Source organism: Streptomyces sp. NPDC006551, from assembly GCF_040611675.1.
Lineage (GTDB): Bacteria > Actinomycetota > Actinomycetes > Streptomycetales > Streptomycetaceae > Streptomyces.
This window is the reverse complement of the sequence record NZ_JBEXOT010000013.1, coordinates 12,120-25,704: the sequence shown is the minus strand read 5'-3', so window position 1 is coordinate 25,704 and position 13,585 is coordinate 12,120. Positions and strand designations below refer to the sequence as shown.

The following is a 13,585-nucleotide window of genomic DNA, read 5'->3' as shown; positions in this document are numbered from 1 at the left end:
GTTGCCGGCCGTCCCGGTCGTTTCCGTCGGGCTGCGGAAGGCCGTTGACCGTGCACACGGTCGCGGCGTGGGCGGGCGTGCCGAAGGCGACCGGGGCGATGACGAGGGAGGCGGCGCAGAGTGTGCGTACAGTGAGTCTGATCGTGTGATCGAGTCACCCATGGTGATCAAAAGGGCGCAACCCGTCACCATGAGTCACTGTGCCGCTCGGGCCACCCGCGGCCCGGACCGCTCCGCCACGCGGACTACCCCGCCGCCCGTACGGCCGCCAGCGCCTTCCGCGCCGCGATCAGGACCGGGTCCCACACCGGGGAGAAGGGCGGGGCGTAGCCGAGGTCCAGGGCCGTCATCCGCTCCACCGTCATCCCGGCCGTCAGTGCCACGGCCGCGATGTCCACCCGCTTCCCCGCGCCCTCCCGGCCCACGATCTGCACCCCGAGCAGCCGGCCCGTACGGCGCTCGGCGAGCATCTTCACCGTCATCGGGGCCGCGCCCGGGTAGTAGCCCGCCCGGCTGGTCGACTCGACCGTCACCGTGACGTACTTCAGCCCGACCTCGCGGGCGTCCTTCTCCCGCAGGCCCGTCCGCGCGATCTCCAGCTCGCACACCTTCGACACCGCCGTGCCGACCACGCCCGGGAACGTGGCGTACTCACCGCCCACGTTCGAGCCGATGACCTGACCGTGCTTGTTGGCGTGCGTCCCCAGCGCGATGTGGCGCTCGCGGCCCGACACCAGGTCGAGGACCTCGACGCAGTCGCCGCCCGCCCAAATGTTCTCGTGGCCCCGCACCCGCATCGCGAGATCGGTGAGCAGTCCGCCGTACGACCCCAGCGGCAGCCCGGCCGCCCGGGCGAGAGCCGTCTCCGGCTCCACGCCCATGCCGAGGACCACCACGTCCGCCGGATACTCGGCCTCCTCCGTCGCCACCGCGCGGACCCGGCCGTCCTCACCCGTAAGGATCTTGGTGACGGCCGACGAGCCGACCGTCGTGATGCCCAGGCCGTCCATCGCCTCGTGCACCAGCCGGCCCATGTCCGGATCCAGGGTCGACATCGGCTGCTCGCCCCGGTTCAGGACGGTCACCTCGTAGCCCCGTTTCAGCAGCGCCTCGGCCATCTCCACGCCGATGTAGCCCGCCCCCACGACCACCGCCCGCCGGCCCTTCGCGCGCTCCAGCGAGTCGAGCAGCGCCTGCCCGTCGTCCAGGGTCTGCACCCCGTGCACGCCAGGGGCGTCGATCCCCGGCAGCGACGGCCGCACGGGACGGGCGCCGGTCGCGATCACCAGCTTGTCGAAGCCCGTCCACGCCTCGGCGCCCGACTCCAGGTCCCGGGTGCGCACGCGCTGCCCGGGCACGTCCAGTTCGGTCACCTCGGTCCGCATCCGCAGATCGATGTCCCGTGCCCGGTGCTCCTCGGGGGTGCGCGCGATCAGTTCGTCGCGCTCGTCGACGTCGCCGCCGACCCAGTACGGGATGCCGCAGGCCGAGAACGAGGCGAAATGACCGCGCTCGAAGGCGACGATCTCCAGCTCCCCGGGCTCGCGCAGCCTGCGTGCCTGCGACGCGGCGGACATGCCCGCCGCGTCGCCACCGATGACCACCAGTCGTTCGCTCATACGAACACGCTACGTCGGGACGGTCGTTCAGTCCTCCCGCTGCGCCGAGGAAGCCGAGGGCGCGTCAGCTCCGGGCGCGGGAGCCGCCGTCGTCCCGGTCGGCGGGTGCTGCCGGGCCGCCCGCGGCGGCCAGGGCCCCCGGGGGGCACGGCGGGGCAGGCGCGGCCTGACGAGCCACCGCCACACCGCGTACACGGCCACGGCCAGCGCCAGCCACGGCGCCAGCGCCGCCAGCACGACGCCCACCCAGGCCAGCGCCGTCACCAACGCGCTCCAGCCGCCGGAGAGCGCCTCGAGGAACCCCGGACGGTCGTCGTCCCGCTCCGCTCGATCCGTCTCCTTCTCGGTGAGTTCGAGGGTGATCGTCGCCAGTGTCGTACGGTCCTTCAGCGAGGCCTGCTGGGCCAGCAGCGACTCCAGATCGGCCTGACGACGGCTCAGCTCCCCCTCCAGGGTGACCACGTCGCTCAGCCCGGTCGCCCGGTCCATCAGCTTGCGCACCCGCTCCACGCTGGCCCGCTGGGTGGCGATCCGGCTCTCCACGTCGACCACCTGCTCGGTGACGTCCTTCGCGTCCGCCGTGCGGGAGAGCAGCCTCCCGGTGCCCGCGAGCTCGCGCAGGACCGACTCGTACCGCTCCTGCGGCACCCGCAGGACGACCCGCGAGGCCACGTGCGTGTCGTCGACCCGCTCGGTCGACTCGTTGGAGACATGGCCGCCCGCGGCCTCGGTGACGCGCCGGGCCGTCGCCAGCGCCTCGGCCGCGTCCCCGACCTCCACGGACAGCTCGGCGGTGCGGACGACGTGCTGCCGGGGCACGGCGGCGGGCTTCTTGGCGTCCGACCCCTGGCCCTGGCTCTGGGCCTGGTCCTGCCCCTTCCCGGACGTGTAGCCCCGGTCGGCGGCCCCCTCGGCCCCCGGAGCCGCCTTGGCGTCGCTCAGGCTCTTCTCGGCGCCGGCGTCGTCCGACGCTCCGCAGCCGGCCAGTGCCAACGAAGCCGTCAGCAGCGCCACGGCCGCTCTTCGTGCTCCACGCATGTGGGTCCCCCCGGAGGTGGTGACGAGTGTTGCCGGTTCGACGTGCCGGACGGGGCGCGGGTTGCCCTCGCTCGATAGCGAAGCGGTCACGTTCCGGCCTCGGAACGGGTCGCGCGACCGATTTGAGAGAGTGGACCCATGAACGCGGACACCACGGGCAGGTCGCTGGGGCACGTCGTCGTCGTGGGGGGCGGCATCGCCGGACTCGCCGCCGCCCACCGGCTGGTCACGGCCGGCCTGCGGGTCACCCTCCTCGAAGCCGGCGACCGGCTCGGAGGCAAGCTGCTCGCCGGGGAGATCGCCGGCGCCCCCGTCGACCTCGGCGCCGAGTCGCTGCTCGCCCGCCGCCCCGAGGCGGTCGCCCTCGCGGGAGCCGTCGGCCTCGAGGACCGGCTCCAGGCACCGGCCACCACCACCGCGTCCGTCTGGTCCCGGGGTGAGCTGATCCCCATGCCCAAAGGCCATGTGATGGGTGTTCCGGCGGACGGCGAAGCGGTCGGCGGACTGCTGTCCGACGAGGGTGTGCGGCGGGTCGGACAGGACCGCGACCTGCCGCCGACCGAGATCGGCGACGACATCGCCATCGGCGCGTACGTCGCCGAGCGGATGGGCCGCGAGGTCGTCGACCGGCTGGTCGAGCCGCTCCTCGGCGGCGTCTACGCCGGTGACGCCTACCGCATCTCGATGCGGGCCGCCGTCCCCAAGCTCTTCGACGCCGCCCGCGTCCACCCCACCCTCACCGCCGCCGTCCGGGCCGTCCAGCGGGCGGGCGCCGCCACCCCCTCCGACGCGGCCGGCGCGGGAACGGGTCTCGGCGGCTCCGCGTTCATGGGCATCCGGGGTGGCATCGGCACCCTGCCCGGCGCGGTGGCCGACGCGATCCGCGCCGCGGGCGGCGAGATCCTGACCCACGCCCCGGTGACGGAGCTGCGCCGCGTCCCGGCGGGGGAGGGCGGAGCGTACGACGTCTCCACCGCCGCCGCGGGCCTGTCCGCCGCAGCCGTGGCCGGCGCCGCCGTGGCCTCCGCCTCCGCCACCGCACAGCTGTCCGCCGCCACCGACGCCCGGGGCACTCGGTGGCGGATCGTCGCGGGCGGCCGCGTCCTCCTCGCCGACGGCGTCGTCCTCGCCACCCCGGCCCGGGCCACCGCCGCGCTGCTCGCCGCGGAGGCGCCGGCCGCCGCCGCGGAGCTCGACACCGTCGAGTACGCCTCGATGGCCCTGGTCACCCTCGCCTTCCGGCGCTCCGACGTCCAGGGCCTGCCCGGCTCCGGGTTCCTGGTGCCGCCCGTCGACGGACACACCATCAAGGCCTCCACCTTCTCCAGCCAGAAGTGGCAGTGGGTCACGGACGCCGCTCCCGACCTCTTCGTGCTGCGCACCTCCGTCGGCCGGTACGGAGAGGAGGAGCAGGTCCACCGCGACGACACCGACCTCGTCGCTGCGTCGACGAAGGACCTCGGCGCCGCCACCGGCCTCGCCGCCCGGCCCGTCGCCACCACCGTCACCCGCTGGATCGGCGGCCTGCCCCAGTACCCCGTCGGCCATCTCGCCCGCGTCGCCCGCGTCCGCGAGGCCGTCACCGGCCTGCCCGGACTGCGCCTCGCCGGAGCCGCCTACGACGGTGTCGGCGTCCCCGCCTGCATCGCTTCCGCCCACCGCGCCGCCGACGAGATCGCCGCGGAGATCGCCGACGAGATCATCGCCACGCCGGAAACGGCGGACCCTGGTGCGGGGCACTGTCCGTGACGGGCGAGAATAGGCGTATGAGTGCGCCCGAAAAGATCCCGAACGCCGGTAAGAAGGCGAAGGACCTCAACGAGGTCATCCGCTACACCCTGTGGTCCGTGTTCAAGTTGCGCGACGTCCTGCCCGAGAACCGCGCCGGTTACGCGGACGAGGTCCAGGAGCTCTTCGACCAGCTCGCCGCCAAGGACATCACCGTCCGCGGCACGTACGACCTCTCCGGTCTGCGCGCCGACGCGGACGTGATGATCTGGTGGCACGCCGAGACGAGCGACGAGCTCCAGGAGGCGTACAACCTCTTCCGCCGCACCAAGCTGGGCCGCACCCTGGAGCCGGTCTGGTCGAACATGGCGCTGCACCGCCCCGCCGAGTTCAACAAGTCGCACATCCCGGCCTTCCTGGCCGACGAGACGCCCCGCGACTATGTGAGCGTCTACCCCTTCGTGCGCTCCTACGACTGGTACCTGCTGCCGGACGAGGACCGCCGCCGGATGCTCGCGGACCACGGCAAGATGGCCCGTGGCTTCCCCGACGTCCGCGCCAACACGGTGGCCTCGTTCTCGCTCGGCGACTACGAATGGCTGCTGGCCTTCGAGGCCGACGAGCTGTACCGGATCGTCGACCTGATGCGTCACCTGCGCGGCTCCGAGGCGCGGATGCACGTCCGCGAGGAGGTCCCGTTCTACACCGGCCGGCGCAAGAGCGTCGCCGAGCTGGTGGCCGGCCTGGCCTGACGGCCCGGCCCAGGGCCTGTCCGGCCCCGATCAGCCGGACAGCCCCTGACGACCTGGTGACATCCCGGCGCCCAGCCGGGCCGTCACCCCTCGACCCGGAAGATCAGACGGTGCGCGGAACTCCGCCCGCCGCTCCAGCGACACCGGGTCCGGCTCCGGGTGCGGCGCGCACGACGCGCGCCGCACCGGCGTCTTTCCCGGCACGGCCCCGGTGAGCAGATACCTCTCCAGATGGCCGTTCACGCAGGCGTTCGGCCCGCCGGCGATGCCGTGCGTACCGGCGTCCCGCTCGGTCACCAGGGCCGATCCCCACAGCCTGCGCTGCAGTTCCCGCGCCCCCTCGTACGGCGTGGCCGCGTCCCGCTCGGCGGCCAGGATGAGCACCGGCGGAAGCACCCCCGCCCCGGTCCGCACGTCCAGCGGCTTCTGCCGCGGCGTCTTCCAGTAGGCGCAGGGCAGATTCGTCCAGACGTTGTCCCACGTCTCGAACGGGGCCAGCTTCGCGAGCCGGGTGTTGTCCCGGTCCCAGACGGCGAAGTCCTCCGGCCAGGGGGCGTCGTTGCACTCCACCGCCGTGTAGACGGCGGTCCCGTTGCCCGGGTCCCCGCCACCCTGTCCCGACGGCTCCCGTACCGGGGCGGCCTGTTCGATCAGCGGCTTCGGATCGCCCTTGAGGTACCGCGAGAGCGCGGTGGCCCTCGGCGCCCAGAAGACGTCGTCGTACCCGGCCCGGAGCATCGCCGCGTGCAGCTGACCCGGACCCACCTTCCCGCCCGCCGGCCGCGCCGCGAGTTCGGCGCGCACCTTCTCGTAGCTCCGCTTCACCTCGTCCGCCGTCGTGCCCAGGCCGTACACCTTGTCGTGCTTGGCGACCCAGGTGCGGAAGTCGGCCCAGCGGCGCTCGAAGGCGAGCGACTGGTCGAGGTTGTTGACGTACCAGATCTGCCGAGGATCGGGATGGACCGGCGCGTCGAAGACCATCCGGCGCACCCGCTGCGGGAAGAGCGTCGCGTACAGCGCGCCGAAGTAGGTGCCGTAGGAAGCGCCCATGTACGTCAGTTTCGGCTCGCCGAGCGCCGCGCGCAGCACCTCAAGATCGCGGGCGTTGTTGAGCGAGTGGTAGTGCCGCAGCCCCGCGCCGGTGCGGGTCGCACAGCCCTGGGCGTAGGTCTTCGCGCGGGCGATCCGCTCCTGCTTGAAGACCTCGGACGGCTCGGTGGGCGCCGGGGTGGGGCCCATGGCGCGGTCGGCGGGATCCTGGCAGGACACCGGGGCGGAGCTGCCCGTGACGCCGCGCGGCGCGTAGCCGACCAGGTCGTACGCGGCGGAGATCCGCTTCCACGCGGGCAGCTTCGCGACCAGCGGGAAGTACGTCGAGGAGGCCCCGGGGCCGCCGGGGTTGAAGACGAGAGCGCCCTGGCGGCCGGCGGCCGGGCCCGAGGCCTCGATCCGGCTGACGGTGAGCCCGATCCGGGTGCCGTCCGGGTCGGCGTAGTCGAGCGGGACCCGGACCGTGCCGCACCGGACGGACGCGGGCAGCTTCTCGGCCGCCGGGCACGCGCCGAAACGGATGCCCTCGGCGGCCGCCCGGCGGGCCGCCGTCAGGGTCCCCACGGTCTCGGCGGGCGGAGTGTCCAGGGCCCCGGCGGGCGCGACGGCCAGGGAGGTGAGGACCAGCGAACCGAGGGCTCCGTACAGTGCGAGCGATCTCATCGGCCCTACCCTTCGTACGCGCAGGCAAGTGGGGACGAAGGGATCGTTCGCGGGCGGAGACGGGAAGTAAAGGACCGATGGGTGGTGTCGGGGGCAAATGCCCCCCGACGCGCCCCCCGCGCGGTCCGGGCGCCGGTGTGGCGGTTCAGCCGCTGGAACTCGATCCGCCGCAGCTCGAACCACTGCTGCTGGAACAGGAGCTCCCGCTGGAGCTGGAGCCGCCACTGGAGCCGCCGCAGCTGGAGCCACCGCAGCTGGAGCCACCGCCTCCGCCTCCGCCGGAGCAGGATCCACCGGAGCAGCCGCCCCCGCCGCCGCCCGCACCGCAGCCTCCGCCGCCGCTCTCGCCACCGGCACTGGCCGCGCACCACACCGTGACCAGAGCCGCGGAGTCGGAGCCGTGGGTGTGGGTTCCGCTGCGGCTCCGCGCCCGGGGGCCGTGGATCCGTGCCGCCGTCAGCAGCTGCTCCCGCAACACCGGGTCCGGCACGGCGCGCAGCCCGTGAAGGGCCACCAGATGACCGGCGTCGGCGAGATGACCGTACGACCGCCCGTACGAGGCGACGGCGCGGCGGCCCGCCGGGGTGACCCGGGCGGAGGCGATCGAACCACAGACCACGGCCGTGATCCCCGCGCCGAGCACGGCGGGCAGCACCGTGAGGATGAACGGGACCGGGAAGTCGTGGCCCTCCACGTTCGTGAGCTGGACCATGGTGAGGACGATCGAGACGGGCAGCAGCGCGAGGCAGCTGATGCCCACGGCGGCGCTCCAGCGGACCGCGGAACGGCGCACGGCGGGCGGCACGATCAGCCCGCGCGCCGCCAGGCCGTCGCCGATCTCCTGGACGGCCGGGTGCCGCATCGCGACCAGGCGCAGGTGGTGCAGGGCGCCGTGCGGCGCGGCCGCGTGCTCCTGGAGGACGGCGCGCTCGACGTGGTCGTGGGCGGTGGGGCGCAGAACGGAGACGATGCCCGGTCCACCGATCGCGATCCGGCCGTCCATCCGGAGCGCGGTGAGGGCGGCGTCGACGACCCTGGCCGGACCTCCGTTGAGGAAGGCCGCCTCGTGGCGGTCGACGAGCGGGACGCCGGGGCCGGTGCGGGCGCGCGTGCGGGATGCCTTGACGATCAGGAGGACCACGGCGGCGGCAGCGGCCAGGTAGAACGGTACGGCGAGTGCGTTCATGTCCCTCTCACCTCCTGACGAGTGCGGCGCGGGCGGCCCGGGCCAGGCGGGTCGCCCGGCCGGGCGGGCGGGAACCGGAGCGGTCCTGCCACCAGTGGGTGAGGCGGCGGCGCGCCTCGGGGTCCTCGGGGCGGCCGGCGACGAGCAGTTGCTCGACGAAGTCGAGCGCGTCGCGGCGGTAACCGCCGGTCATGGGGCGGGATCTGGCGTACGCGAGGAACGCGGGGCGGTAGCCGTCGCCGAGGATCTCCGGCAGCTCGGGGGCCACCTTGGCGACCACGTCGGCGCGCTTGGCCGCGAGCGCCCGACTCTGCACGCCGAGCCGCCGGGTGTCGAACCCCTCGGGCGCGGGCGTCCCGGCGACCAGCGCCGACAACAACGCGGCCTCCACGACGGCCACCCGCCCCCGGGCACCGTCGCCCGCGGCGGGTGCGTTCTCTCCCGCGGCGCTTTGCTGGTGGCGTTCGGGCGCGCGGGGGTGGGAGGCGCCCCGCGCGCCGGCTCCGGGGGCAGGCCTCCCGGGTCTGGTGGGCTCGGCGGGGGCGGCCTGGTGGTGGCGTTCGGGCGCGCGGGGGTGGGAGGCATCGCGTGTGTCGGCTCCGGGGGCAGGCCCCCCGGGCCTGGTGGGCTCGACCAGGGAGTGTTGGGCGCTCGTCGCAGGAGCGGCCGGGGGCTGCGGCATCGGGCCGCCGGAGGCGCGTGCGCCCGCGCCGATGAGCAGCGGGCGCTCCGCGCGGGGCACCGCCTTCGCGGCGGCTCCGCGGCGGGGTGTCCTCGGCTCGGGGGCGATGCCTCCGTGGTCGGGCGATCCCGCCTCCGGTGCGACGCCCCCACGGCGGGGCACCGCCTCCGCGACGCCTCCACGGCGGGGCACCGCCTCCGCGGCGGCTGCGCGGCCGGGCGCTCCCGGCTCCGGCGCGGCGGAGCCGCCACGCGGCGCTCCCGCCGCGGCCAGCGTCGCGCGGATCGCGGTGAGTTCCGCCGCCAGTTCCTCCGCGGGCGGGAAGTGGTCGTCGCGCTCCAGCAGGACCCCCGGCGGGGAGACCCGGGAGGCCAGGTCGGACAGGACGGCGAGGACCGCGGGCGGGACCGGGTGGGCGTGGGTGTCGTGCCAGACGCCGTCGCGCTCCAGACCGCCCGCGACATGGACGTACGCGATCGCCTCGACAGGGAGTTCCGAGAGGGCCTTCGACGGGTCCTCGCCACGGTTGACGTGGTTGGTGTGGAGGTTGGCGACGTCGATCAGGAGCCGTACCCCCGTACGCTCCACCAGCTCCGCGAGGAACTGCCCCTCCGTCAGCTCCTCGCCCGGCCACGAGATCAGCGCCGCGATGTTCTCCAGCGCCAGCGGCACCGGAAGCGCGTCCTGCGCGATCCGGACGTTCTCGCAGAGCACGTCGAGCGCGTCCCAGGTGCGGGGTACGGGCAGCAGGTGCCCTGCCTCCAGCACCGGGGTCGCGGTGAGCGGGCCCCCGGCCCGTACGAACGCGATGTGCTCCGTCACCAGCGGCGCTCCCAGCGCCGTCGCCTTCGCCGCCAGCTCCGCGAGCCGCCCCGCATCCGGCCGGTCCGCGCCGCCGAGCCCCAGCGAGACCCCGTGCGGGACGACCGTGACGCCGCGCGAGCGCAGCCGCGCCAGCGAGTCGGGGAGGTGTCCCGCGCAGAGGTTCTCCGCGACGACCTCCACCCAGTCGACGCCGGGCAGCGCTTCCACCGCCCCCGCGATCTCCGGCCGCCAGCCGACGCCGATGCCGAGTTCCGTCATGTCCCCCTCCTTCAGTCCCTCACGTGATGGCCCCGCCGGATCCGTTCGAATCCAGCCAGGGGGACGTTCAGAGGTTGATTTGAGGTTCCGGACCGGGCAGCCCTACGAGTGCGGGGTGACGATCCCCGCCTCCGGCACCGGGCGCGAGGTGAACGACTGGTCCGTCCCCGACGGGCGGGCCGGCGAGGGAACGGCGGGCGACGGCACCACCCCCGGGCCGGTCGGGCTCGCCGTCTTCCGGCCCGCCGCCTCGTTCGCCAGCGCGTCGAAGTCGACCATCCCGGTGGCCTCCAGCATGGTGATGTGGTCGAGCACCGTCTGGTTCGCGTCGCTCGCCAACTGCCGTATCAGGGCGTTGCGGGTGGTGTGCCGGACCTCCGCGATCAGCGCGAACACCTTGCCGTGCGCGTTGCGCAGCAGGTTCGCGAACTTCCGCTCGTACTCCTCACCGCGCGCCGCGGTCAGCTCCCGCAACCAGCCCTGCTGCTGCTCGGTGGGCTGGTTGGGCAGCTCCACGCCCAGCTTCGCCGCCACGTCACGGGCCCGCCGGTCCAGATCCGTGTGGCCCACGACCAGATGGTCGCCGCAGTCCACGATGGCCTGGCTGGGGGCGCGCTCGATGGCCTGCTGGCCGGCCGGGAGCTCCCACAGGCCGGCGAGCCGCACCTTGACCAGCAGGTCCCGGTCCGTGGCCGAGAGCGGCCCCCACTGGGTGGCCACGGTGGAGGCGTTGAGGTTGGCCTGGCCGGTGCCGGAGCGATCGGCATAGGACCAGACGGGGAAGGCGAGGGCGCCGACCGTCGCGACCAGCGCCGCGATGATGAGTACCGTCCCGTTGACGCGTAGCGACAAGGTGTCTCCCGAGCGTGCGTGCGGTGTCACCGCAGACTGAACCGTCAACCAGGCGGCTCTTCAACCCGCTTGGCGATATCGGGAGATACGAGGGGCGGGACGGTCGTGTTCAGTCCGGGACGGAACCGGGCATCGCGCCGCTGGGCGGTGGCGTGCTCTTCAGCGGATGGGGGCTGACGGGTGACCGCGCCAAGTAGCGGGCGAGGGTGCCGCGGGTGCGTCGGAGTTCGTCGATGTGCTCGTCCATGGCCGTCATCTGCCCCTGGAGGATGGCCCGCAGGTCGGCGCACCAGTCGAACTCCGGTGCCTCCCGCGCCTCACCCCGGACGCAGGGCAGCACCGAACGGATCACCTCGGTGGACAGGCCCGCGTCCAGCAAGGCGCGCACGTGCCGCACGGTGACGACCGCGTCCTCGTCGTAGTCCCGGTAGCCGTTCTGCCCGCGCCCGGCTTCCAGGAGGCCCTGCGCCTCGTAGTACCGCAGCAGCCGCGCCTTGACCCCCGTACGCCGGGACAGCTCTCCGATCAGCATGGTGCCCCGTCCTTCGTGCCTGGGCTTCGGCCTTGACCTTCACATCGGTGTCAAGCCTTAACGTCGTTCCACCGGGCGGGCATTCCGCACAGGTGCCCGGCTCAAGACCGGCTGATGCTGAGGTGATGCACGGTGTCCTTCGTTGTCCAACGTAACGGCCTGACGGCGACCGCCGAGGAGCTGACGCCTCTCGCCTTCGCGGGCTACGCCCACTTCACCGCCCTGCAGGTCCGGGACGGCCGGGTCCGGGGGCTCGACCTCCACCTGGAACGGCTGCGATCCGCCTCCCTGGAGATGTTCGGGCGTGCTCTGCCCGACGACCGGGTCCGTTCCTACCTGCGGGCGGCGTTGCGGGCCGGTCCGACCGACCTCTCACTGACCGCCACGGTGTACTCCCCGGCAGGCGAGTTCACCGTGGCCGGCCCTGAGGTGGAGCCCGAGCTGCTGGTCCGTACGGGGCCGGCGGCGACCGGCCCCGAGGGCCCGCTGTCCCTTGCGGCGGTCGCGTACGAACGGGAACTCCCGGCCGTGAAACATGTCGGCGAGGTGGCCAAGACGTATCGCCTCCGCCAGGCCGTCGAACAGGGATGGGACGACGCGGCCTTCATCGACCGGCAGGGCCGGCTGAGCGAGGCCACGATCTGGAACCTGGCATTCTGGGACGGCGACAGCGTGGTGTGGCCCGTGGCCGAGATGCTGACGGGCACGACGATGGGGATCGTCCGTCGCCAACTGGAACGCCTCGGTGTCCCCCAGCGCACCCAGGAGATCTCCCTCGACGACCTGCCCGCGCTGGCCGGAGCGGTCGTCATGAACTCCTGGACCCCGGGAGTCCCGGTGCACCGCATCGGCTCGGTCCCCCTCCCGGACGCCCCGCTCTTCCTGAAGCGGCTGCACCGGGCCTATGAGGCGGAACCTTCCCTGCCGCTGTGAACCCGGGTCCGCCGCAGGCGCAGGCGCGAACCGAAGAGTTCGCTTCCCTCGGCTACGACGGTCTTCCCTGGGGCGATCTCCGTGAACCCGGCGTCCCGCACCACCGGCAGTCCGCTCGTGCTCAGCTCGCCCCAGTGAGCCGGGTCCGCCGTCCGCACGGCCAGCGGGAAGCCGGCCTCGCGCCACGCCTCGCGGTCGGGTTCCGTCATCGCCCACCAGAGCAACTGCGCGCCGTGCCCGGCCTGCGCCATCGCCTTGCCCGCCGACATGTCGAGCTCCGGGTTGAGCCACAGCCGCGCCGCCCCCGCGGGTACCGCCCCGGGTTCGGCGGGGTCCTCCAGGTGGGTGCCCGAGACCTGGAGCCTGGCCAGGTCCTTGGGCCAGCCGTCCAGCGGGACCGGCGGGAACACCCGTACCTCCGCGGTGTCACCGTGCACGGTGATGCCCGGCAGCGCACCCGCTCGCCGCCACTCCGCGCCGCGCGCCCGGCGCACGACCTTGCGGATCCGGGCGTCCTGCCAGTCGGTCATGGCCCGCGCCCACTCCCCGTCGCCGTGCGCGCGTTCGTCGGCGAGGATCTCCAGGACCGCGCGGGCGGCCGTCTCCAGCGCGTCGGTGCGGGCCGGGGGCTCGGCCCGCTCGATCCGGACGACGAGGGGGAGGACGAACTGGGGCCTGTCGTCCAGGGAATCGGTCTCGTTGCTGCTCACCCGGCAAGTCTGCCACTGCGCGAGAGAAGCGATTCTTGTAGGAATGGGAGGTTCCGGGTCAGGATGCACCTCATGAAGAGCGGTCTTTTCTCCGGCGAACACCTCGCCGAGGCGGCGACATCCCCAGGTATGACCCTGCAGAACACCAAGTGTGTCAAGTACGCGGTCAACGGCGAGATGCACGCACGGCAGGGCGCGATGATCGCCTTCCGCGGCGACCTGCAGTTCGAGCGCAAGGGCCAGGGCATCGGCGGCATGCTGAAGCGCGCCGTCACGGGCGAGGGCCTGGCGCTGATGGCCGTCCGCGGCCAGGGTGAGGCGTGGTTCGCGCACGAGGCGCAGAACTGCTTCATCGTCGAGATCGAGCAGAACGACGCGCTCACCGTGAACGGCCGCAACGTGCTCTGCTTCGACTCGACCCTCTCGTACGAGATCAAGACCGTGAAGGGCGCCGGCATGACCGGCGGCGGCCTCTTCAACAGCGTCTTCTCGGGGTACGGCAAGATCGCCCTGGTCTGCGACGGCAGCCCGATCGTCATCCCCGTCAGCGCCCAGGCCCCGGTCTTCGTCGACACCGACGCCGTCGTCGGCTGGAGCGAGCGGCTGCACACCTCACTGCACCGCTCGCAGTCCTTCGGCTCGATGATGCGCGGCGGCTCGGGCGAGGCCGTCCAGCTCAAACTGGAGGGCGAGGGCTTCGTCATCGTCCGGCCGAGCGAGCTGACCCCGCAGAAGGCGTCGGCCAGCTGAAGCCGCT

12 protein-coding genes are annotated in these 13,585 nt (G+C 73.5%); 4 read left to right on the top strand and 8 right to left on the bottom strand.

The annotated features are described in order from the left end of the window. Window positions 1-245: 245 nt before the first annotated feature. Window positions 246-1,619 carry an FAD-dependent oxidoreductase gene (locus ABZY12_RS15265; RefSeq protein WP_356890274.1) on the bottom strand — a complete coding sequence of 458 codons (1,374 nt, stop codon included), beginning with the start codon at window positions 1,617-1,619 and terminating at the stop codon, window positions 246-248. A gap of 27 nt (window positions 1,620-1,646) precedes the next feature. Continuing rightward, entirely contained in the window at window positions 1,647-2,657 is a 1,011-nt protein-coding gene (locus ABZY12_RS15260; RefSeq protein WP_356890272.1) for a DUF4349 domain-containing protein, read from the bottom strand. A gap of 138 nt (window positions 2,658-2,795) precedes the next feature. Between ABZY12_RS15260 and hemG the strand changes: the two genes are divergently transcribed. After that, window positions 2,796-4,406 (top strand): protoporphyrinogen oxidase, encoded by a 1,611-nt coding sequence (hemG, locus tag ABZY12_RS15255; protein ID WP_356890270.1) that lies wholly within the window; start codon window positions 2,796-2,798, stop codon window positions 4,404-4,406. Window positions 4,407-4,423: 17 nt separating this feature from the next. Then, the gene (gene hemQ / locus ABZY12_RS15250; protein WP_356890268.1) at window positions 4,424-5,137 is read left to right on the top strand and encodes a hydrogen peroxide-dependent heme synthase; all 714 of its coding nucleotides are present in this window, start codon (window positions 4,424-4,426) and stop codon (window positions 5,135-5,137) included. A gap of 30 nt (window positions 5,138-5,167) precedes the next feature. Here the strand turns inward: hemQ and ABZY12_RS15245 are convergent, their stop codons facing one another. From ABZY12_RS15245 to ABZY12_RS15225, 5 genes are all read right to left on the bottom strand, one after another. Beyond that, window positions 5,168-6,850, bottom strand: a complete 1,683-nt coding sequence (locus ABZY12_RS15245) for an alpha/beta hydrolase (protein ID WP_356890266.1) — start codon at window positions 6,848-6,850, stop codon at window positions 5,168-5,170. A gap of 145 nt (window positions 6,851-6,995) precedes the next feature. Then, a complete protein-coding gene (locus tag ABZY12_RS15240; protein ID WP_356890264.1) occupies window positions 6,996-8,036 on the bottom strand; it encodes a TIGR04222 domain-containing membrane protein in 1,041 nt (346 codons plus the stop codon). Between the two features lie 7 nt (window positions 8,037-8,043). Next, the gene (locus tag ABZY12_RS15235; protein ID WP_356890262.1) at window positions 8,044-9,801 is read right to left on the bottom strand and encodes a DUF692 family multinuclear iron-containing protein; all 1,758 of its coding nucleotides are present in this window, start codon (window positions 9,799-9,801) and stop codon (window positions 8,044-8,046) included. A gap of 102 nt (window positions 9,802-9,903) precedes the next feature. Continuing rightward, entirely contained in the window at window positions 9,904-10,653 is a 750-nt protein-coding gene (locus tag ABZY12_RS15230) for a DUF4142 domain-containing protein (protein WP_356890260.1), read from the bottom strand. 109 nt (window positions 10,654-10,762) lie between these two features. Next, window positions 10,763-11,185: a MerR family transcriptional regulator gene (locus tag ABZY12_RS15225; RefSeq protein ID WP_356890258.1), complete on the bottom strand. Its 423-nt coding sequence runs from the start codon at window positions 11,183-11,185 to the stop codon at window positions 10,763-10,765. A 132-nt stretch (window positions 11,186-11,317) separates the two neighbouring features. Between ABZY12_RS15225 and ABZY12_RS15220 the strand changes: the two genes are divergently transcribed. Beyond that, window positions 11,318-12,118, top strand: coding sequence for an aminotransferase class IV family protein (locus ABZY12_RS15220; protein WP_356890256.1), 801 nt, complete (start codon window positions 11,318-11,320; stop codon window positions 12,116-12,118). Here ABZY12_RS15220 and ABZY12_RS15215 read toward each other — a convergent pair. Further along, window positions 12,088-12,828 carry a peptidyl-tRNA hydrolase gene (locus tag ABZY12_RS15215; RefSeq protein ID WP_356890254.1) on the bottom strand — a complete coding sequence of 247 codons (741 nt, stop codon included), beginning with the start codon at window positions 12,826-12,828 and terminating at the stop codon, window positions 12,088-12,090. The genes ABZY12_RS15220 and ABZY12_RS15215 overlap by 31 nt on opposite strands. 72 nt (window positions 12,829-12,900) lie before the next feature. Between ABZY12_RS15215 and ABZY12_RS15210 the strand changes: the two genes are divergently transcribed. Further along, window positions 12,901-13,578, top strand: a complete 678-nt coding sequence (locus tag ABZY12_RS15210) for an AIM24 family protein (RefSeq protein ID WP_356890252.1) — start codon at window positions 12,901-12,903, stop codon at window positions 13,576-13,578. The last annotated feature ends 7 nt before the right edge of the window (window positions 13,579-13,585 follow it).